15 protein-coding genes and 1 pseudogene are annotated in these 22581 nt (G+C 30.7%); 15 read left to right on the forward strand and 1 reads right to left on the reverse strand.

What is annotated here, in order from left to right; genetic code table 11:
- Positions 1–140: 140 nt before the first annotated feature.
- The 11 genes from Q0662_RS01335 to Q0662_RS01385 all read left to right on the forward strand — a co-directional run bounded on the left by Q0662_RS01335 (position 141) and on the right by Q0662_RS01385 (position 19089).
- Positions 141–2765: a TonB-dependent receptor gene (locus Q0662_RS01335; RefSeq protein ID WP_298946308.1), complete on the forward strand. Its 2625-nt coding sequence runs from the start codon at positions 141–143 to the stop codon at positions 2763–2765.
- A 118-nt stretch (positions 2766–2883) separates the two neighbouring features.
- Positions 2884–3249 (forward strand): glutaredoxin domain-containing protein, encoded by a 366-nt coding sequence (locus Q0662_RS01340; RefSeq protein ID WP_298946310.1) that lies wholly within the window; start codon positions 2884–2886, stop codon positions 3247–3249.
- Positions 3239–4555: an MFS transporter gene (locus Q0662_RS01345; RefSeq protein WP_298946312.1), complete on the forward strand. Its 1317-nt coding sequence runs from the start codon at positions 3239–3241 to the stop codon at positions 4553–4555. The genes Q0662_RS01340 and Q0662_RS01345 overlap by 11 nt, the downstream gene beginning before the upstream one ends.
- A 52-nt stretch (positions 4556–4607) precedes the next feature.
- The gene (locus Q0662_RS01350) at positions 4608–5546 is read left to right on the forward strand and encodes a carbohydrate kinase (RefSeq protein WP_298946314.1); all 939 of its coding nucleotides are present in this window, start codon (positions 4608–4610) and stop codon (positions 5544–5546) included.
- A 24-nt stretch (positions 5547–5570) separates the two neighbouring features.
- Entirely contained in the window at positions 5571–7310 is a 1740-nt protein-coding gene (locus Q0662_RS01355) for a glycosidase (protein WP_298946316.1), read from the forward strand.
- Positions 7311–7400: 90 nt separating this feature from the next.
- Positions 7401–9683 carry an NADP-dependent malic enzyme gene (locus tag Q0662_RS01360; protein WP_298946318.1) on the forward strand — a complete coding sequence of 761 codons (2283 nt, stop codon included), beginning with the start codon at positions 7401–7403 and terminating at the stop codon, positions 9681–9683.
- A gap of 174 nt (positions 9684–9857) precedes the next feature.
- Positions 9858–10439, forward strand: coding sequence for a Holliday junction branch migration protein RuvA (gene ruvA, locus Q0662_RS01365; protein ID WP_298946320.1), 582 nt, complete (start codon positions 9858–9860; stop codon positions 10437–10439).
- Positions 10440–10443: 4 nt separating this feature from the next.
- A complete protein-coding gene (gene sprA, locus Q0662_RS01370; protein WP_298946322.1) occupies positions 10444–17562 on the forward strand; it encodes a cell surface protein SprA in 7119 nt (2372 codons plus the stop codon).
- A 22-nt stretch (positions 17563–17584) separates the two neighbouring features.
- Positions 17585–17965, forward strand: a complete 381-nt coding sequence (gene gcvH / locus Q0662_RS01375) for a glycine cleavage system protein GcvH (protein WP_298946324.1) — start codon at positions 17585–17587, stop codon at positions 17963–17965.
- Positions 17955–18305: a VanZ family protein gene (locus tag Q0662_RS01380; protein WP_298946328.1), complete on the forward strand. Its 351-nt coding sequence runs from the start codon at positions 17955–17957 to the stop codon at positions 18303–18305. Before gcvH ends, Q0662_RS01380 begins: the two co-directional genes overlap by 11 nt.
- A 64-nt stretch (positions 18306–18369) precedes the next feature.
- Positions 18370–19089: an energy transducer TonB gene (locus Q0662_RS01385; protein ID WP_298946330.1), complete on the forward strand. Its 720-nt coding sequence runs from the start codon at positions 18370–18372 to the stop codon at positions 19087–19089.
- A gap of 633 nt (positions 19090–19722) precedes the next feature.
- On the opposite strand, the gene Q0662_RS01390 is transcribed toward Q0662_RS01385, so the two are convergent.
- A complete protein-coding gene (locus Q0662_RS01390; RefSeq protein WP_298946332.1) occupies positions 19723–20076 on the reverse strand; it encodes a nicotinic acid mononucleotide adenyltransferase in 354 nt (117 codons plus the stop codon).
- Between the two features lie 636 nt (positions 20077–20712).
- On the opposite strand from Q0662_RS01390, the gene Q0662_RS01395 reads away from it, so the two are divergent.
- The 4 genes and pseudogenes from Q0662_RS01395 to Q0662_RS01410 all read left to right on the forward strand — a co-directional run.
- Positions 20713–21426, forward strand: a complete 714-nt coding sequence (locus Q0662_RS01395; protein WP_298946334.1) for a hypothetical protein — start codon at positions 20713–20715, stop codon at positions 21424–21426.
- An 18-nt stretch (positions 21427–21444) separates the two neighbouring features.
- Positions 21445–21666 carry a hypothetical protein gene (locus Q0662_RS01400; RefSeq protein ID WP_298946336.1) on the forward strand — a complete coding sequence of 74 codons (222 nt, stop codon included), beginning with the start codon at positions 21445–21447 and terminating at the stop codon, positions 21664–21666.
- A 193-nt stretch (positions 21667–21859) separates the two neighbouring features.
- Entirely contained in the window at positions 21860–22303 is a 444-nt protein-coding gene (locus tag Q0662_RS01405; protein ID WP_298946338.1) for a helix-turn-helix domain-containing protein, read from the forward strand.
- Positions 22304–22362: 59 nt separating this feature from the next.
- Positions 22363–22581, forward strand: a pseudogene (locus Q0662_RS01410) (IS3 family transposase); the annotation flags it as partial.

Genomic DNA, 22581 nt, shown 5'->3' on the forward strand with positions numbered 1-22581 from the left:
TAAATATACTAAATTATCATAATCGAAAACGTTTTCGGTAAATCGAAAACGTTTTCGATTTTTTAATTTGATAAAATTTTTGTTTATAAGAATACATTTGACAAAGAAACAATTAACTTTTTATTAAATTCACATTTAAAATGAAAAAACAATTACAATTTAGAATAGCTTTATTGATGGTATTTTTACTATCAACAACAGCTTTTGTTGCACAATCAACAATTTCTGGTACTGTAAAAGATCAAAAAGGTGAAATTATTCCAGGTGTAAGTATCTATTTAAAAGGTACTACAAAAGGAACTAGTTCTGATTTTGATGGTAACTACGAAATTAAAAATGTAGACAATGGAACCTACACTATTATTGCATCTTATATTGGATTCGATAATTTTAAAAAGGAAATTAATGTAAATGGTAAATTAACCTTAAACATTGTTATTAAAGAAAATGCACAATCTTTAGACGAAATTATTGTGACAGGAGTTGTAAATCCAAAATCTAAAATAGAATCAAGTATTTCTGTTTCTACTGTAGGTATAAAGCAAATAGAACAAGCATCTCCAAGATCTGCAGGTGAACTTTTTAGAAGTATTCCTGGTATTCGTGCAGAGTCTTCAGGTGGTGAAGGTAATGCAAACTTTAACGTACGTGGTGTACCAGTTTCTTCTGGTGGTTCAAGATACTTACAATTACAAGAAGATGGTTTACCAATTATGTTGTTTGGAGATACTTCTTTTGGTAATGCAGACAACTTTTTACGTATAGATTCTAATATTGGTAGAGTTGAAGCTATTAGAGGTGGTTCTGCTTCTACGCAAACATCTAATGGTCCTGCAGGTATTATAAATATGATTAGTAAAACTGGTAAAATAGAAGGTGGAACTATTGGAGCAACTTATGGTTTAGATTTTCAAACTAGTAGATTAGATTTCGAATATGGAACTCCAATTGGAGAAGGTTTATATTATCATATTGGTGGTTTTATGCGTGTTGGCGAAGGGCCAAGAAATATAGGTTACCAAGGTAATAAAGGTGGTCAAATAAAAGCAAATATTACAAAAGAGTTTAAAAAAGGGTACGTTCGTACGTATTTTAAATTTTTAAATGATAGAGCTGTAATGTATATGCCAATGCCAGTAAGATTAACAGGTACAAATGCGAATCCAACTTTTGGAAATTTACCAGGTTTTGATATTACTTCAGACACTCCACATTCTATAAACATTCAAAATACATATAGTGTGTATGATGGTAACCCAACTCAAAATGATATGAGAAATGGAAACAACCCAGTTAGTAAAGCTATTGGTGCAGAGTTTTCTTTTGACTTAGGTGATGATTGGAAAGTAAATGGTAAAGCTAGATACTCTAATAATTCTGGTCAATGGAACGCTCCATTTACTGCAAATGTTGGTACTGTAGCAGAAATAGAAGCTTTAGTAAGAGGTGCTTCTGGAGCAACTGGTGCTTTAACATATCAAGATGGTTCGCCATTTAACCCTTCAAATGGTTTAGCTCAAGATATTAGATATTTTGATGTAACTATAGAAGATTTAAGTAACTTTTTTAGCGATGTAAAAGTTACAAAAGCAATTAATGACAATATAGGAGTTACAGTAGGTATGTTCTCTGCAACTCAAAACACAAAAATAGGATGGCAATGGAGTTCTGCAATTTCTGAAGTAGCAGGAGGTGGTAAAGCTAGATTAGGTGTTTTTGATGGATTTTCTCAAGGAGGAGCTTACTCTTTTGGTCAGCCAGTTTGGGGTAACTGTTGTCAAAGAAAATATAACACTGTACATAATGTAAATTCTCCTTATATAGGTGTAGATGCAGAAATTTCTGAAAAATTAAATTTTGATGGTAGTATTCGTTTCGAAAACGTAAATGTAAACGGAACCATAAACTCTGGTCAATTAAGTAATTTAGATGCAAATGGAAATTTAATTGGTTTTGATTATAACAGTGATGGTGTAATTAGCCCTTTTGAAGAAACGATACCTACAATTGCTGGTAACCCAGGGCAAGCTATAAGCGACAATTATAATTTTGTTTCTTTCTCTGCAGGTTTAAACTATAAATTAAATGATGGTGCTGCTGTTTTTGGAAGATATAGTAAAGGTGCTTCAGGTAGAGCTGCAGATAGAAATAACTATGGTGCAGATGGCTTAGGAGATGTGCAATTTGATGAGATTTCTCAATTTGAAGTTGGTTTAAAAAAGAGACTAGATAATGGTGTTTTAAATGTTACAGGTTTTTTAAGTAATACAGATGAAGGTATTAGTAACGAATTAAATAGAACTGTTGGAAATCCTTTTAAAGCTTTAGGTTTAGAGGTAGAATCTGCTTATAGATTTGGAGATTTTAGTATCAATGGTTCTGTTACTTATACAAAAGCAGAAATTGATGGTGGAGCAAACAAAGGAAACAAACCAAGAAGACAAGCAGACTTTGTTTACAATTTTGCACCAACATATTCTTTTGGATCAGAAAAACAACACCTTTTAGGAATCACTGTATTAGGTACATCTAAGTCTTTTGCACAAGATGATAACGACCTTGTAATGCCAGGTTATGCTTACATTAATGCAGTTGCTAAAGTTAGCTTAACAAAAGGATTATCTTTAAGTGTTAATGCAAACAATTTATTTGATACCATAGGTGTTACAGAAGTAGAAGGAAATGGAAATTTAGCAGGTGGTTTAGCTGCAGCAAGAACAATTTCTGGACGCTCTACTACAATGACATTACAGTATAGTTTTTAAAAAAAGAAAGTTTGTTAATTTTTATTGATTTGAATTAAAAGTGGAGCCAATGATAAATTTATTGGCTCCACTTTTTAAAAACAAGACAATCATCATCAAATTCTAAAATTATTTTAAAATGAAACATTTCATAATTATTGTTCTTTTATTTACATCACTTCAAAGCAAAGCACAAAAAGTTTTTAATGTAGATAAAGAATCAAAAAAAGAAAAAATGATTGTATATGGTAGCGATAGTTGCCATAGTTGTTTAGATACAAAAGCTTTTTTAAAAGAAAAAAAAATTAAATTCACGTATTACGATATTGATGTAAATAAAGTAAAGGAACAAGAAATGTTACTAAAACTTCAAAAAAACAATATTTCTATTCATACGTTAAGTTTACCAGTGGTAGATAATAAAGGAGATGTTTTTTTAAACAAAGGTAACCTACAAGAGTTTTTAAAAGTTTTAGCTAAAAAAATAGAAAAAGATGAAAATTAAAAAACCTACACTAAGTTTCTGGCAAATATTTAATATGAACGTTGGTTTTTTAGGCATTCAATTTAGTTTTGGCTTACAGCAAACAGCTGTAAACCCAATCTTCTCTTTTTTAGGAGCAAATCACGAAGATTTACCACTATTAAATTTAGCTGGTCCTGTTACAGGTTTAATTATACAACCTATAATTGGTGCTATTTCAGATAAAACATGGTCTCCAAAATGGGGAAGAAGAAAACCCTTTTTCTTAATTGGAGCTTTAATTGGTAGTTTGTGTTTATTCGCTTTTCCTTACAGTCCATCTTTATGGTTTGCTGTAGGTTTACTTTGGATTTTAGATGTTGGTAACAATATGGCTATGGAACCATACAGGGCATTTGTTGGAGATAAACTACCAAATAAACAATTAAGTTTCGGTTATCAAATGCAAAGTTTATTTGTGGGTGCAGGTATTGTGTTGGCAAACGCATCTATATTTATTTTTCAAGATCAATTTGGTGGTGTAGAAAATGTAGATGAAACTGTAAAAGCAATTCCAAAATGGTTGTATTACTCCTTTTTTATCGGAGCAATTTTATCTGTTGCAACCATACTTTGGTCGGTTTTAAAAACCCCAGAAATTCCTCCTTCAGAAAAAGAATTAAAAGAAATAGAAAAACACAACAAACTATCTTTTGTAGATAGAGTAAAAACGCCTTTTAAAGAAATTGTTAGCGCAATAAAAGACATGCCAAAATTTATGTGGAAGTTAGCTGGTGTGTATCTTTTTCAATGGTATGCCCTATTTATTTACTGGCAATTTATCTCGCCAATGTTCGAAGAAAGTATGGGCTTTAACAAGTCAGAAGCGTTAAGTCAAGCAGCAAAAATGAATACAACTTACAATATTTCTACCATTGTTTTTGCATTGGCACTAGTTCCTTTTGCATTAAAATGGGGAGGTAAAAAAGTATATGTACTTAGTTTATTTTTAACAGGTATCGCTATGCTTAGTATTCCAAACATACAAGACCCAACTTTGGCTATTTTACCAATGATTTTATTTGGTATTGGTTGGGCAGCAATGATGGGAATTCCATATTCTATGGTATCTAAAATTGTAATTCAAGAAAGACGTGGTGTATATATGGGGATTTTAAATATGATGATTGTAATCCCAATGGGAATACAAACATTAACTTTTGGACCAATTGTAAAAAACCTTTTAAACAACAGTGCAGTAAATGCTATTTTATTAGGAGGAATCTTTTTTATAATTGCCGCATTTTTAGCATTAAGGCTTAAAGAAACAAAATCAATTACAGAATAAAATTAAGATTCTATTAATACAAGAAATAGATAAAAAGATAAAGAAATTAATTTTGAAAAACAGTAATAAAAACATAGACATTTTATGTGTGGGAGAAGTTTTAGTAGACTTTATAGGCCATCAAAACAATGTGCTAATAAGCGAAACTAGAGACTACCACAGATATTTAGGTGGTTCGCCTGCAAACGTAGCTATGAACTGCAAAAGATTGGGTTTATCCTCTACCTTAGTTTCCTCTGTTGGAAATGACGGCTTTGGAGAATACATTTTTAAAAGGTTAGAAGAAATTGGTATCAATACCTCAAATGTTAAAAAATTAGAAAACAAATCTACAAGTGTTATTTTTGTCTCAAAATCTAATGGAACACCCGATTTTATACCTTATAGAAATGCAGATTGTGATATTTCAGAAAATCAAATTACTACTGAAATGTTATCTCAAACAAAAATTTTTCATACAACTTGTTTTGCGCTAAGTAAAAATCCTGCACAAACAACTATTCTTAAAAAAGCTGAAGAAGCTCACAAAAAAGGATGCAAATTAAGTATCGATGTCAATTACGCTAAAGAACTCTGGGAAACTAAAGAACAAGCTTTACAAGTAATTAAAAATTATTGTCAATTCAATCCATTAATAAAAATTAGTGAAGATGATATGTTGCGTCTTTTCGAAAAACAACTTCCACATAAAGAAATTTTTGAGTTCTTTCACAATTTAGGGGTAGAAACTGTATGCCTTACACTTGGAAGTAAAGGTGTAAAACTTTCTCAAAAAGGAAAAAATATGATTCAATTACCCGCTATAAAAATAGAAAAAGTAATGGATACCACTGGGGCTGGTGATGCTTTTTGGTCTGGCTTTTTATTTGCTTACATTAAAGCAAAAACTATTGAAGAGTGTTTGCAGATTGCTTTAAAATTAGCCGCTTTAAAACTACAAAACGTAGGTAGATTACCTAACAATATCAATATTTTATCAAAACTTTTATAAGTTTTACTTAAAAATACCTTTTTTATGTCATCAGAAAAAAATACTACTATTTCTAATGGTGTTATGTTAAATGCATATCCAGATAGTATTGGAACAAATTTAAGTGATACTATTAAAATGCTTCAAAAAAAAGATTTTAAAGATGTATTTTCTTTGTTTTATGTGTTACCTACTTTTTTTAATAGCGATTTAGACAGGGGTTTTTCTATTATAGATTACAATCTGAATGATGAATTGGTTTCTAAAAATGATTTAAATGCGTTAGAAAAATTAAAAATCGAATTAAAATTTGATATTGTTCTCAATCATTTATCTGTAAATTCCCCACAATTTAAAGACCTTTTAGAAAAAGGTGATGTATCTAAATACAAAGATTTTTTTATCAATTGGAATACTTTTTGGCAAGAAAACGGAACAAAAAATGAAGACGGAATTGTAATACCAAAAGAAGAATTTCTCAATAAATTATTTATGAGAAAATCTGGATTACCCATTTTAAAAGTTCCTTTTCCAGATGGTACAGAAAAACCATATTGGAACACCTTTTACCAAGAAATAAATTATCATAAAGTAGCTGCAGAAGATTTCATGAAAATTGATGGAATTTCATTATCACAATTAAAAAACATTACCAAAATAATAAATAAAGCTATTGATTCTAAAGAAAGCATAGAAAATATCGATTTTGGAAATTTGAATACGTTTAAAGATGAAATTATTAGAATTACTAACAAAAAAAGAACTTTTTTAGGGCAAATGGATGTCAATGCCAAATCTGAACTGGTTTGGGATTTTTATGAAAAAACCTTGGCAAAAGTAAAAAGTTTTGGGTGTAAAATATTACGCTTAGACGCCTTTGCATATTTGCATAAAGAAATTGGTCAAACCAACTTTTTTAATAAACCTGGTACCTGGAATTATTTAGAAAGAATTAATAAAATAGCTCAGAAAAATGATTTAGTACTACTTCCAGAAATTCATGCAGAATATGGTTTAAAGTTACATAATGAGGTTGCCAAAGAAGGTTATCAAATATATGATTTTTTCTTACCTGGTCTAATGATTCACACTTTAGAAAAAGCATCTAACAAAGCTTTACTTACTTGGGTAAATGAAATTGTAGAAAAAAAATACAAAACAGTAAATATGTTGGGTTGTCATGATGGTATACCTGTTTTAGATTTAAAAGGTAAAAAAGTAAATGGCAAGTATAATAAAGGTTTGTTAGAAGATAACGAGATAGAAACCATTATGGATACCATCATTAAACGTGGCGGAAGAGTTAAAAATTTATATGATCCTTCTGGGAAAAAAATATCCTATTATCAGGTAAATGCTACCTTTTTTAGTGCTTTGGGCGAAGATGAAAAAAAACTATTATTAGCCAGAGCCATTCAATTATTTATGCCTGGTATTCCTCAAGTTTGGTATTTAGATCTCTTTGCAGGTAAAAACAATTATAAAGCTGCAGATAAAGGTGGTAGTGGTGGCCATAAAGAAATAAACAGAACAACACTTTCTAATAGTGATATTGAAGAAGGTTTACAAAAACCAATCGTACAAAATCAACTAAAATTAATGCGATTAAGAAATACTTCAAAAGCTTTTTCAGGTAGTTTAAACATCAATAATTCTAAAGAAAACGAATTAGATATTTCTTGGCAAAACAACCAAGATTTTGCACATTTAAAAGCCAACTTAACTTCATTAACTTTTTCTATAAGTTATTTAGAAAACGATATAATAAAAAAAATGAGGTTTTAATACCAATCTAAACCTATTATTCTTTAGCTATTTCATTTTCTCTTTCATTGAAAACCATATATTTGTAGGCTCAAACCAACAGCAAATTTTATGAGCGATTCTAGAAAAAGACACGAGGCATTAGTATACCACGCAAAACCAAAACCAGGAAAAATAGAGGTTATTCCAACAAAAAAATATGCTACACAGCACGATTTAGCACTGGCATATTCTCCTGGTGTTGCAGAGCCTTGTTTAGAAATTGCAAAAGACAAAAACAACGTTTACAAATACACCTCTAAAGGTAATTTGGTAGCCGTAATTTCTAACGGAACAGCTGTTTTAGGTTTGGGTGATATTGGCGCTGAAGCATCTAAGCCAGTGATGGAAGGAAAAGGGTTGTTATTTAAAATTTTTGCAGACATCGATGTTTTTGATATCGAAGTAGACACCAAAGATGTAGAAAGATTTATAGATACTGTAAAAGCAATTGCGCCTACTTTTGGAGGTATTAATTTAGAAGACATTAAAGCCCCAGAAGCTTTTGAAATAGAAAGAAGATTAAAAGAAGAGTTAGATATTCCTGTAATGCATGATGATCAGCACGGAACAGCAATAATCTCTGCAGCAGCTCTAAAAAACGCAATAGACATTTCTGGCAAAGACATCTCTAATGTAAAAATAGTAGTTAGTGGTGCAGGGGCAGCAGCCATCTCTTGTACAAGATTGTATTTAAAATTAGGTGCAAAGAGAGAAAACGTAGTTATGTGCGATAGCAAAGGGGTTATCAGAAAAGATAGAGATAACTTAACTTCACAAAAAGCAGAATTTGCCACCCATAGAGATTTAAATACTTTAGAAGAAGCCATGCAAAATTCAGATGTATTTATTGGCTTATCTATGGGAAATGTAGTATCTCCAGAAATGCTACTTTCTATGGCAAAAAATCCAATTGTTTTTGCCATGGCAAACCCAATCCCAGAAATAGAATATAACTTAGCCGTTGCCACAAGAGAAGATATTATTATGGCAACAGGTAGATCAGACAATCCAAACCAAGTAAACAATGTATTAGGGTTTCCGTTTATTTTTAGAGGTGCTTTAGATGTTAGAGCAACTAAAATTAACGAAGAAATGAAAATGGCTGCAGTACATGCTTTAGCAGATTTAGCTAAAAAATCAGTACCAGAGCAAGTAAATATTGTGTATGATGAAGTAAGTTTAACCTATGGTAAAGAGTACATTATTCCAAAACCGTTCGATCCAAGATTAATTTACGAAATACCACCAGCCATTGCCAAAGCTGCAATTGAATCTGGTGTTGCCTTAGAACCCATTACAGATTGGGATAAATATAGAGAAGAATTAATGGAACGTTCGGGTTCTGGTAACAAAGAAATTAGGTTGCTACATAACAGAGCTAAAGGAAATCCAAAAAGTATTGTTTTTGCAGAAGCAGACCATTTAGATGTTTTAAAAGCAGCACAAAGAGTATATGAAGAAGGTTTAGGAAAACCAATACTTTTAGGACGAAAAGAACTAATTTTAGAATTGAAAGAAGAAATCGGTTTTACTGCTGATGTGCCTATTATAGATCCAAAAACAGACGAAGAAGATGAAAGAAGAAATCGTTTTGGAGAAGTATATTGGAAAAACAGGCAACGTAAAGGACGTACTTTATCTGAAGCTAAAAAATTAATGCGAGAGCGCAATTATTTTGCTGCAATGATGGTAAATCAAGGAGAAGCAGATGCTTTAATTACAGGCTACTCAAGACCTTATCCTTCTGTTGTAAAACCTATGTTAGAGTTGGTCGAAAAAGATAAAGGTGTCTCTAGAATTGCAGCTTGTAATTTAATGTTAACCAAACAAGGTCCTTTATTTTTGGCAGATACAACCATTAATGAAAATCCGTCTTCAAAAGATTTGGCTAAAATTGCTCAAATGACAGGTAATTTTGCTAGTATGTTTGGTATGAAACCTAATATTGCTATGTTGTCTTTTTCTAACTTTGGTTCCTCAAATTCAGAAACATCTAAAAAAATTAGAGAAGCTGTTGCATATACCCATCGTCATTTTCCAAATACTGTGATCGATGGAGAAATACAAGCAGATTTTGCGTTAAACCCAGAAATGTTAGCAAAAGAATTTCCTTTTTCTAAACTAAATGGTAAAAAAGTAAACGTATTAATTTTCCCGAATTTAGAATCTGCAAACATTACATACAAACTACTAAAACAAGTAGACAAAGCAGAATCTATAGGACCCGTAATTTTAGGTTTTGATAAGCCTGTACATATTTTACAATTGGGCGCAAGTGTAGACGAGATGGTAAATATGGCCGCATTAGCCGTTGTAGATGCACAACAAAAAGAAAAGAGGAAAAAAAGATAAGGGAAACCTAAAGTTAAAAGTGGGGCATTTCAAGTAGTAAATTTCAAGTTGAGTATTGAAAATTAGATTTTTACAAATCGTTTTTGGTAAAAAATTTTATTATTTTGCCAATTGTTAAACTAGAAACTTCATCAACAAATAAAAACGGGTACTTTAGAAGCCTGAAAATAATTTATGATTACACAAATTAGAGGAAGATTAGTAGAGAAAAACCCAACAGAAGTGGTTGTAGACTGTAATGGTGTTGGATATTTATTACACATTTCATTAAACACCTTTTCTAGTTTACCAGACAATGAAAATGTAGTGTTATATACACATCTTTCTATTAGAGAAGACGCACACACTCTTTTTGGTTTTATCAATAAAACAGAAAGAGAAGTTTTTAAACTATTAATTTCTGTTTCTGGTGTGGGGCCAAGTATTGCAAGAACGATGTGTTCTTCTATGACTTCAGAAGAAATACAAAATGCCATTGCATCAGAAAATGTACCCTTAATACAATCGGTAAAAGGTATTGGAGCAAAAACTGCGCAAAGAGTAATTGTAGATTTAAAAGATAAAATTTTAAAGACGTTTGATGTAGACGAAGTTTCTGCAACAACAAGCAATACAAACAAAGATGAAGCGTTATCTGCTTTAGAAGTCTTAGGTTTTCAAAGAAAACAGTCAGATAAAATTGTGTCTTCTATCTTAAAACAAGATAAAGACGCCTCTGTAGAGACCATTATTAAATTAGCCTTAAAAAATTTATAATCAAGTGAGTACATTTTTTAAAAGCACTTTATTAGTCTTAACTTTTACGTTAGCAGTACAACTGCCTGCGTTTGCACAACAAAACACTAAAAAAGATAGTATTACTGTTAAAAACGATTCTATAAAACTACGTTATGACTTTAAAAACACCCAAAAAGGAGGTTTATTTTTAAACGATTTAGCCGAAAAAGTAATCATTTTTGATAAGATTTTAAACAAATATGTTATTGTAGAAAAAATAGGAGATTACTACACAAGAACTCCTATTTATTTAACGCCAAGAGAATACGAAAAATACCGTTTAAAAAGAGACATGTTGCAATACTTTAAAGACAAAGTAAGCGCAACAAATAGTAAGAAAAAAGGTGCTGCAGACGCCCAAAAAGATTTGCTACCAACGTATTATGTTAACAATAAATTTTTTGAAACTATTTTTGGGGGTACAGAAGTAAAAGTTACACCAACTGGTAATTTAAACTTAAAGCTAGGTTTTATTTATCAGAATACAGAAAACCCACAAATTTCAGAAGAAAACAGAAGCAACTTTACTTTTGATTTTGATCAGCAAATAAACGCAAGTATTCGTGCAAAAGTGGGCGAACGCTTAGAATTTACTGCCAATTACGATACACAAGCTTCTTTTGACTTTCAAAACTTAGTAAAAATAGGTTTTACACCTACAGAAGACGATATTATACAAGGTTTAGAAGCAGGTAACGTTTCTATGCCCATTAAAAACTCTTTAATAAATGGTGCACAAAGTTTATTTGGGGTAAAAACAGATTTAAAGTTTGGAAACACAAATATAACAGCCGTTTTTTCTCAACAAAATTCAGAAAGTAAAACTGTGGTTGCAGAAGGTGGTGCCTCTATACAGCCTTTCGAATTAAGAACTACAGATTATGATAACGATAGACACTTTTTCTTATCGCAATATTTTATAGATAATTATGCCAATTCGCTTAAAAATTATCCACTCATAAACAGTCCTATAAATATTACCAGAATAGAAGTTTGGATAACCAACAGAAATTCTAGTACAGAAGATTTTAGAAGTATCGTTGCCTTTGCAGATATTGGTGAATCTGTTTCTAATGTTTTAGTAGATGAGAATGGTGTAGTTTTAAACCCATCTATAACGCAAGCACAAGTTTCTGGCAATAATTTACCTTTTAATGGGGCTAATAGAATTGGTACAGAAATTATTCCTGCTGGTGGCATTAGAGATGTATCTAGTATAGATGCTTCTTTAACACCTTATAATATGCAAAATGGTACCAATTATTCTGTATTAGAAAATGCCAGAAAATTAGAGCAAAATGAATATCGATTAAACAGTCAGTTAGGGTTTATTTCTTTAAACAGAAGATTAAATGACGGTGAAGTTTTAGCTGTTGCTTATGAATATACAGTAGCTGGTAATGTAAATGGAAGTAGTAAAAATTCTTTTAAAGTTGGAGAGTTTTCTAATGACGGTATCCAAGCACCTAATAATTTAGCAGTAAAATTGTTGCGTAGCGAAATTTTACAAACCAAAAGACCAGATGGTAATGGTGGTGAAGAATCTTTTCCAACTTGGCGTTTAATGATGAAAAACGTATATGCTTTAGGCGCATTTCCTTTAACACAAAATGGTTTTCGTTTCGAAATACAATATAGAGATGACCAAACAGGTATCCCTTCTAATGTGTTACAAAACGCACAAACACCAGGTATACCTAACAAACCATTATTACAGGTTTTAAATTTAGATCAGTTAGATCAAAGTCAGGCAAGAGAACCTGATGGTTTTTTCGATTATGTAGAAGGTATTACTGTAAATTCTGCAAACGGTTTTGTGTTTTTCCCAGAACCAGAACCTTTTGGTAACGATTTAGCAGATAGATTAACAAACCCTGCAGATGATATTTATTTATTTAAAGAATTATATTTAAACACAAAAATCAACATCAAAAATAACTTTCAAAATAAAGATAAATACTTTTTAAAAGGATATTTTAAATCAGAAAATTCAGGAGGTATCCCAATTGGAGCTTTTAACGTACCTAGAGGTTCTGTTAGAGTTACAGCTGGGGGAAGGCAATTGGTAGAAGGTATAGATTATGTGGTAGATTATCAATTAGGTCGTGTACAAATTATAGACCCAGGTTTACAAGCTTCTGGAGTACCTATTAGTGTTTCTACAGAAAATAATGCTGTTTTTAATCAACAAAGAAAAACCTTTTTTGGAGTAGATGTAGAACATAAATTTTCTGAAGATTTCGTTGTTGGGGCTACTTTTTTAAATGTAGAAGAAAGGCCTTTAACGCCCAAAATAAATTTTGGTTCAGACCCTATAAATAATACCATGTTAGGGTTTAATTTTGATTATTCTACAGAAGTACCTTTTTTTACAAAATTAGCAAACAAATTACCTTTTGTAGATACAGATGCACCTTCTAACCTATCTGTAAGAGCAGATATAGCTTACTTAATTCCTGGTACACCAAGTGGTATTGATGTAGCTGGTGCTGCAACTTCTTATATAGACGATTTTGAAGCATCACAAGTGCCTATTAGTTTATTATCTCCTCTAGATTGGTATGAAGCAAGTACACCTAAATATTTTCCTAATTTTAATGGAGAAAGAGACGATTTGTCCTACAATTACAAAAGAGCAAAATTAGCTTGGTACAGTGTAGATCAAATTTTTTATGGTATTGGCGAAACACCTGCAAGTATAGATGCAGATGAGCTTTCTAGAGCAGAAACTAGACAAATTAATTTCGGAGAATTATTTCCGAACATACAATTAGATATTACACAAAACTCTTTAGTTAGAACTTTAGATTTAGCCTATTTTCCACAAGAAAGAGGTTCTTATAATTTTGATCCATCTGCAAGCATACAAGATGGTAAAGTAACCTTACCCAACCCAGAAAGTAGATGGGCAGGTATTACAAGACCTTTAACTACCAATAATTTTGACCAAGCAAACGTAGAATACATTCAGTTTTGGATTATGGATCCTTACCAAAACTATTCGCTTACAGCAGAAGAAGGTTTACCACAAGGTATAGATCCAAACAATCCAATAAATCAAGTTGGAGATTTATACATCAACTTAGGAAACATTTCTGAAGACGTTTTAAAAGACAACCGTAAAATGTACGAAAACGGTTTACCAGAAGATGGTTTAAAGGTTCCTGGTAGCAATATTAACAATACTATTTGGGGTGATGTACCAAGAAATCCATCAATAATTTATGCATTTAATGAGCAAGATGCTGCCAGAACAAACCAAGATGTTGGTTTTGATGGTTTAAATGATGATGAAGAAAAAAACCTAACAGGCATTGGGCAATATGCAACTTTAGAGGATCCTGCTGCAGACAACTTTCAATTTTTTAGAGGTGGTAATTTAGACGCCATAAATGCATCACTAATAAAAAGATATAAAGATTACAACAATACACAAGGCAACTCGCCCACCTTAAATCAAGGTGGAGAACCTTACCCAACATCATCTACAACTTACCCAGATGTAGAAGATATTAATAGAGACCAAACCATGAATACTGTAGAGAGTTATTATGAATATAAAATTCCTCTAGACAGAAGTAGCTTAAGAAAAGGCTTTGGTTATGTAGTGGATGAAAAAACAACCAATGTAACTCTAGAAAACGGAAATACCCAACAAAGTAAATGGTATCAATTTAGAGTACCTGTTAGAAGTGGGACTCCAATTAATGGTATTTCAGATTTTAATAGCATTCGTTTTATGAGAATGTTTTTAACCAACTTTAAAATGCCTGTTGTAATTCGTTTTGGCGAGTTAGATTTGGTACGTGGAGATTGGAGACGTTATGTGAGAACATTAGACCCAGCTGTAAACCCTGATAGAGAATTAACACAAGACGAATTAAACGATTTTGAAGTAGGTGTTGTAAGTATAGAACAAAATGAAGGTAGCTATACACAACCACCAGGAATAGAAAGAGAGCGTTTACAAGGTAGTACAACTGTACAATTGCAAAACGAACAATCTGTAACTTTAAAAGTAAACAGATTAGAAACAGATAAAATACGTGCCATTTATAAAAACATTAGTATCGATTTAAGACGTTTTAAACGTTTAAAAATGTTTATGCACTTGCAAGAAAATCAAGGGGAATCTGGTCTAAATGATGGTGATCTTTCTGCAATAATTAGATTAGGTACAGATTTAAATGAAAACTTTTATCAATTAGAATTACCATTATCAGTAACTAAAAACGGCATATCTGCCATAGAAATTTGGCCAGAAGCCAATAATTTAGACGCTTTTTTAGAATCTTTTGGTTTGGTTAAACTAGAAAGAGATGCTTTAGGGCCAACAGTTGCACCTATAAATGAATTGTACACCTCTACAAGTCAAGACGCCAGTTTACCTTACACCATTAGTGTAAAAGGAAATCCAACTTTAGCACAATTAAGAACCATTATGTTAGGTTTAAAAAACACCTCACTAACACCAAAAAGTGGAGAGGTTTGGTTTAATGAGTTACGATCTGCAGATTTTGACAACGATGGTGGTTGGGCTGCAGTAGTAAATGCAGATGCAAATTTTGCAGATGTTGCCAATGTAGCTTTAGCAGGTAGTATGTCTACCATTGGTTTTGGTAATGTAGAAGATAGGGTAAATCAACGTAGTTTAGATGAAACTAAACAATATGACATTGCTACAACAGTAAATTTAGGAAAAGTATTAACGCCAACAAATTGGGGCATACAATTGCCTATGAGTTATAGTATTGGCGAGAAGTTTATAGATCCAAAATTTGACCCACAGTACCAAGATGTTACCTTGGCAGATGCTTTAGAGCAAAATCCAAATAGTGAGTTTTCTAGAGACTATACCAAAAGAACGAGTATTAGTTTTATGAATGTTAAGAAGAATAGAAATCCTAATTCTACTAAAAAACCAAGGTTTTACGATGTCGAAAATTTAACAGTTTCTTACGCTCATAACAAAGAGTTTCATAGAGACTATAACATACAAAAATATATTAATGAAAATGTAACTGCAGGCGCAACTTACAATTATAATTTTCAAGGAAAACCTATAGAGCCATTTAAAAATGTTGGTTTCTTAAAAAGTAAATATCTTAAGCTTTTTAAAGATTTTAATTTTAATCCTGTGCCAACCACAATAGGTATAAACTCTAGAATTAATAGAAATTACACAGAGCAACAATCTAGAAATTTAGTTGCAGGTTTAGCAGATCAACCAAAATTAACACAACGTAGGTTTTTATTTGATTGGGATTATACAGTTGGTTTCGATTTAACAAAATCTCTAACCCTTAACTTTAACGCTACCAACAGCTATATTTACGATACTTTTGGGAATACTGATGATATTCAAATATTTGACGAATTTTTTAACACTGGTAGAGCAAACCATTATCATCAAAAATTAAATGGTACTTACCAATTGCCTATAGATAAATTACCTTTTTTAAGTTGGGTAAAAGCAGATTACGCCTACACTGCAGATTTTGATTGGCAAGCTGCGGCACAAAGTGAAATTAACATTAATGGTGTAGATGTACCTTATGTAGATTTAGTAGGTAACGTAATACAAAATGCAAATACACATAATTTAAATACCACATTTACATTTGAGCGCTTTTATAAAAGTTTAGGTTTTGAAAAACTATTAATGACTAAAACCAAACGTAAAAACTCAAAAGGTATTTCAGGAAATGATTTACCAGCTGCACCAAGAAGAACTAACAAAAAGAAAAAATTACCTTTAGGAAAACAAATCTTAAAAAGTGTGTATGATGTAGTAACGTCTGTTAAACAAGGTAAAATAAGTTACTCAGAAAATAATGGACAATTTTTACCTGGTTATTCAGAAGGTGTTGGTTTTTTTGGAGGCGCACCCAGTTCTTTTGCTTTTGGTAGCCAAGTAGATATTAGAACAAAAGCTTTAGAAAACGGTTGGTTAGTAGGCCCAAGAGACCCTAATAACGATGATTACTACAACAAAACATACAGCAGAACACACTACAACAAACTAGATTATACTTTTACTGTTAAACCATTTAAAGATTTTAATATTGATGTAAGAGGAAATAAAATACAAACAAGAGATTTATCGCAACAATTAGATGTTATAGAAAACGGAACAACAAATGGTGCTTTAGACTTTAGTGCGCCTGCTTTTGAAACAGGTAATTTTAGTTCAAGTTACTCTATGATTGGTACTGCTTTTAAAGATGGTGATGCTTTATTTAACACCATGAAAAGCTACAGAGCAGCAATTGCGACTAGATTAGCTACAGAAACAGGAAATCCAGTTTCTGGTTATGGAGAAAACAGTCAGCAAGTATTGTTGCCAGCATTTATGGCTGCATATTCTGGTAGCAGTCCAGACAAAGTAAATACTGGTTTGTTTAGAAATATACCCATACCAAACTGGACTTTACGTTATAATGGATTAATGAAATTCGATTTCTTTAAAAAGAATTTTAGCAACTTTGTAGTGACGCATGGCTACAAATCATCATACACCATTTCTAGTTTTACAAACAACTTACAGTTTGATAGTGCAAACCCAACTGCCACAAATTCAGCAGGTAATTACGAACCTCAATTATTAATATCATCTGCAACTTTAGTAGACGAATTTTCTCCTTTAGTAAAGGTAGATATGAAAATGAAAAACTCTTTTTCTTTTAGAGGAGAAGTAAAAAGAGATAGAACTTTAACCATGAATTTTAACAATAGTACCCTAACTGATATTAAAGGTACAGAGTACATATTTGGTTTAGGTTATGTTTTTAAAGATGTAAAGGTAAACACACGTTTTACAGGGAAGAAAACCACCTTAAAAGGAGATATTAACTTAAGAGGAGATATTTCTTTAAGAGATAATTTAACACAAATTAGAGCTGTAGACGAAGATAATAACCAAATTAGTGGTGGTCAAAGATTATTTTCTATTAAATTTACCGCAGATTATAGATTAAGTAATAGTTTAACAGCTTCTTTTTATTATAATCATCAAACATCTAGGTATGCTATATCTACCACTTTTCCAAGACAAGCAATAAATGGTGGGTTTAACATTATCTATAATTTAGGAGGAAACTAATCAATTAAAAATAAAATTAAAAATGAATATTCCAGCAGAATTAAAATATACAAAAGACCACGAGTGGATTAAAATTGAAGGCAACATTGCAACAGTGGGTATTACAGACTTTGCACAAGGTGAGTTAGGTGATATTGTTTATGTAGATGTAGATACCTTAGATGATACTGTAGAAGAAGGTGAAGTTTTTGGCTCTGTAGAAGCTGTAAAAACAGTTTCTGATTTATTTATGCCCTTAACTGGAGAAGTAACAGCATTTAACGAAGATCTAGAAGACGAACCTGAATTAGTAAACTCAGATCCTTATAATAAAGGTTGGATGATTAAACTAGAAATTTCTGAAAGTTCTCAAATAGATGATTTATTAGATGCAGAAGCATATAAAACCCTTATTGAAGGATAAAATTTTTATAATTGCCATTTTGGTAAGCATTAGTATTCTCTATTTAAGTTTAATAAAAATGCCAAAATACGATGTGGAATTTAACCACTTAGACAAATGGCAGCACACATTTGCTTATTTTACATTAGCAATTTGCTGGTTGTTTGCACTTTATAAAAAAACAAATAAATACTTTATTGTTTTTGGTTGCATAATTTTTGGCATAATTATTGAAATTTTACAAAGCACAGTAACAAATTATAGAACAGGAGATTCCTTAGATGTAGTTGCAAATTCTATAGGCGTACTTATTGGTTTATTGTTTTTTAATCAGATTTCTAAAAAAAATCTGCTTAATTAACAAAAAGACTTGTATTTAACTCAATAATTTAATTAAATTAGCGAACTATTTAAAACTCTTTTACATGGAAATAAAGAAAAACCCAAAATCGAACTTAGAAAATTACAGTAAAATATTTTTACAAATAGGTCTAGTATTGGCTTTATTTGTAACATATGCTGCAATAGAAAAGAAAACGTACGATAAAATTATTGGAGACTTAGGTGTTGTAAATATGAATGCAGAAATGGAAGAAGAAATTCCAATTACTGAAAGAGTAGAACCCGTAAAACCAAAAACGCCACCACCACCAACTCCAGAAAAAATTGAAGTTGTTGAAGATGAGAAGGAAGTAGAAGAAACAGTTATTGAATCTACAGAAACAGACGAAACAGAAGCCGTAGAAGTAGAAGAAATTGTAGAGGTTGTAGAGGAAGAAGAAGTTGTAGAGGATGTAAACTTTATGATTATTGAAGACTCTCCCGTATTTCCTGGCTGTAAGGGAAATAAAAACGAATTAAAAGACTGTTTTAATAAAAAAGTGCAAAAACACTTCTCAAGAAAATTTGATGTAGACTTGCCAAATGAGTTAGGTTTATCACCAGGTAAAAAAAGAGTTTTTATTGGTTTTAAAATTGACAATAAAGGTAATATTGTAAATGTTAGAGCAAGAGGACCACACCCAAAAATTGAACAAGAAGTTATTAAAGTTATGAAATTACTTCCTAAAATGAAACCAGGAAGACAAAGAGGAAAACCAGTTGGCGTTAGTTATAATATTCCTTTCTCTTTATTAGTAGAATAACAAAAAAATATTAAATTTAAAAAAAGCTTAGAAATTCTCTAAGCTTTTTTTTTTGCTTTAAATTCTAATAGGTAATAAATAGTATTAGTTTTACTAATTGTATTATTTATAAATGCAATCAACTAGGTAAAACAAATAAAATCCTTTGGAAATACGAATTTTAAAATAGCGCCAAATCAAACTAAAAACTTTTTATATATTTTTTTAAACCAACAAGTCATCTAATGAGGTTGCAGGTAATAAAATAACTTTGATTATATTTAAGAGTTACCCTACTCTTATGTGATCTATGTAAATCAATTAAGAAAAAGTATAAACGCCAATGAAAATAGTGTTTACAAAAAATGCATCACCTAAAATGCTTATGGAAAAATTAATTGGGAAATCTTTTGATAAAAATTGAAGATGGTATTGCTAAAGTTTGCTTACTATAGAAGATAACAACGAGGTAAAACATACTTTCACCAGCAATAATAGCGATTTTGAGATAATAATCCTCGTGAATAATCAAAATAATACAATCACATAGAAACGAATAATATCATTGCTTTAAGATAAATATTAGTGATATTTAAACCCAAAAAAACTCCAAACTAATTGTCTGGAGTTTTTTTAATGATAATTTCGTTTCGTTTATTTATTGGATGCTAATTTAGTATCAGATTTCCATAAATTTACGTTTTCTATACTATTGTTATTGTAAGTAATTTCTTTTAGGGAATCATCAGACCAAATAAACCATTTACCAGTCTTTTTTCCTTCTTTGTAAAACGCTAATTGCGTTTTATTTCCCTTTTTATCAAAGCGAGTCCATTTTCCTGTAAGTTTTTTATCTTTAAAATATCCTTGTGTGCTAATAGCACCGTCTTCATAATAATAAGTAGCTTTTACTAAATCACCCTCTGCTTCAAAAGTAGGATTTTTAGTTTCTTGAGAATATCCTATTGCAGCAATACAAAAAACAGCTATTGTAAGTAAATTTTTCATAATTTTTATTTTTAGGGTTTACATTATAGTTACAAATATATAAATTTTATAACAATTTACAAACATTTTGGTAACATTAAATTAACATTGGAAAATAGTAAGACAAAAATCTGATTTACTCATCTTTAGAAAAGACAAAAATTAAATATATATTATGGTATTAAGCTATAAATATTAGTAACTAAAATTTCTTTTTCTAGCTTTTTCATTTTTTAAACCTTCTTTTTTTGCATAAAAAACACCAAAATATAAAACCTTAATTATCAGGTTATTAAAAACTTCATATCCCTGAATTCAGGGATAAATATCCCTGGATTCAGGGATGCCAAAATATCCCTGAATTCAGGGATTGACAACATCGTTTTTAGGGTTTATTTTTACAACAGAAAAGATAACCCACTTTATAAACGGGATATAACAATTTTTTATTTGTTTATTAAGAGTTATGCCACATAAAAGCAAAATAACGGTCGAAAACGGACTGACCATCCAAAATCGGAAATGTGAGAGTTGAAACCGAAATAAAAGAAAAAGTAAAACGAGTTATCGAAAATCGAAAGAGTAGAAAAAGAAAATTTTATTAACTCAGAAAAGTCTAAACTAATGAAAAAGATTTTTCCCCTATAACCAAAAATTATGAATATTTTAAAAACTTTAAGGAACCCAAAACTTCCTATTTATGCAAGTTTGTTTATGCTATTTTTTTCTTGCTCTCAATATGAAATAAGAAATAGAGCTTTTGACTATGCTATTTTTGACACCTATAAAAATAACCCTCTTTTTGATAAAATTTATGAGAAAGTAAAGGCAGATAATTTTAAATTAAAAGCAAACTCGAATTTAGAACTTAAAAAAGAAATCTTAAAAATTGTTAACTCTGAAGTTGGATCTGAATTAAATCTTTCGGATGAAATTTTAAAATTGTCAGATTATGACGGTGAAGAAGTTTTAGAAGTTGCACGCAATAAAGGATGGATTTCTGAAAATGATAAGACTCTAATAACTACATTTAACTATGATTATGAGAATAATGGTTTTAATATTGCTATTGGGAACTTCGAAAATAGTGTATTAAATATGAATTTAGCAGAAGAAGAATTTTTACAAAAACAAAATTTTGCAAACGCAGTTAAATTAGTCAATTCTGAGGTAAATAATTCTGAAATAATTAATCTTAATGGAAGAGTGTCTTTTTCTGCTAAAAGTTGGGGCTGCTTTTTTGCTATAGTGGGCTGGTTAGTTTCTATTGTTGGCTTAATAGCTTGTGCAACAATTATTTTATGTACAGTTGCATTGGTAGGATATGCTATAGCTGTTAGAAATTTGTATAATGAGTGCTTAGCCAATTAATTTTAAAAATATTACAAGATGATTTCACTTTCAAAAAAAACCTTATTCATTTTAATGATTCTATCAGCTACTTTTGCAAGCTTAAGTTTGTGTATCGCTGATATAGATATGACCGAAAACTGGAAAGATTTACTCAATAAAGCAAGTGTTTTTATTTCATTTAGTATATCTACAATTCTATTTATGATATATTATGTCAAAAAGGTAAAAGAAGATAAGAATAAAGATAACGTGGTATAACACGGTATATAAAAAATAGCAGTTAAGTGTAAACTACAAAGTTTACTCTTTTCTGTTATCTTTGTTTTTAAACTGAAAGTAATAGCATATTTATTTTGCTACTTTTCATATACCCAACCGTTGGTAGTCATTTGTACAATGTACTTTCCTGAAATAGGTTGACTAAAAATTCATCAATTAATGATAGTCACTTATGAAAAATCAAAATGAACACTGGCAGAAAAAAAAGTACCAAAAAGTAACTTTAGAAACCAAATTATTCGTCGTTGACCAAATTCAGAATGGTCAAATATCAACAAACTTCGCTTCCAAAAAATATGATGTTCCTAGAACTACTATTGGGTATTGGATTAAAAAATACAGTACCTTAGTTCAACAAAATAATGGTATGAGTAAAAACGATGAAATCAAAAAATTAAAGGAAAAAATTGAAGAATTGGAGTTTGTAAAAGACTTTCAGCAAGATATTATTGCGGATATGGAAATCATTACTGGTGTCGATTTAGCAAAAAAGTCCTTGCCCAAAACATTAGCAAAAGAGATAGAGCTAAAAAAGAAAAACATTTTAAAACAAAATGGATCTATCAATGTTTTGGGATCTCTAAACAAGCATTCTACAAAAGACACAAAACACTAATAAAGAAAGAATTAGATAACAAAAAACTAATCTTAATGGTACAAAAATATCGTAAAAAAGTGGGGTCAAAAACAGGTGGAATTAAACTCTATAATGAACTCAAATCTGAAATGATTGAACAAAACATCAACATAGGAAGAGACAAGTTCTATCGCTTTTTAAGACTCAATAATTTATTAATCCCGAAAAGAAAAAACTACGTCACAACTACCAATTCTAATCATATATTTAGAAAATATAAGAACATTGTAAAAGATAAAATCCCAACTCGTCCAGAA

Source organism: uncultured Polaribacter sp. (genome assembly GCF_947503855.1).
Classification (GTDB): Bacteria; Bacteroidota; Bacteroidia; order Flavobacteriales; family Flavobacteriaceae; genus Polaribacter.

Excerpts from the sequence above, each read along its gene's own strand:
- ruvA (WP_298946320.1), top strand. The coding sequence starts at position 9,858 with ATGATTACACAAATTAGAGGAAGATTAGTAGAGAAAAACCCAACAGAA.
- gcvH (WP_298946324.1), top strand. The coding sequence starts at position 17,585 with ATGAATATTCCAGCAGAATTAAAATATACAAAAGACCACGAGTGGATT.
- Q0662_RS01360 (WP_298946318.1), top strand. The coding sequence starts at position 7,401 with ATGAGCGATTCTAGAAAAAGACACGAGGCATTAGTATACCACGCAAAA.
- Q0662_RS01390 (WP_298946332.1), bottom strand. The coding sequence starts at position 20,076 with ATGAAAAATTTACTTACAATAGCTGTTTTTTGTATTGCTGCAATAGGA.
- Q0662_RS01395 (WP_298946334.1), top strand. The coding sequence starts at position 20,713 with ATGAATATTTTAAAAACTTTAAGGAACCCAAAACTTCCTATTTATGCA.
- Q0662_RS01340 (WP_298946310.1), top strand. The coding sequence starts at position 2,884 with ATGAAACATTTCATAATTATTGTTCTTTTATTTACATCACTTCAAAGC.
- Q0662_RS01400 (WP_298946336.1), top strand. The coding sequence starts at position 21,445 with ATGATTTCACTTTCAAAAAAAACCTTATTCATTTTAATGATTCTATCA.
- Q0662_RS01405 (WP_298946338.1), top strand. The coding sequence starts at position 21,860 with ATGAAAAATCAAAATGAACACTGGCAGAAAAAAAAGTACCAAAAAGTA.
- Q0662_RS01335 (WP_298946308.1), top strand. The coding sequence starts at position 141 with ATGAAAAAACAATTACAATTTAGAATAGCTTTATTGATGGTATTTTTA.
- Q0662_RS01355 (WP_298946316.1), top strand. The coding sequence starts at position 5,571 with ATGTCATCAGAAAAAAATACTACTATTTCTAATGGTGTTATGTTAAAT.
- Q0662_RS01385 (WP_298946330.1), top strand. The coding sequence starts at position 18,370 with ATGGAAATAAAGAAAAACCCAAAATCGAACTTAGAAAATTACAGTAAA.
- Q0662_RS01345 (WP_298946312.1), top strand. The coding sequence starts at position 3,239 with ATGAAAATTAAAAAACCTACACTAAGTTTCTGGCAAATATTTAATATG.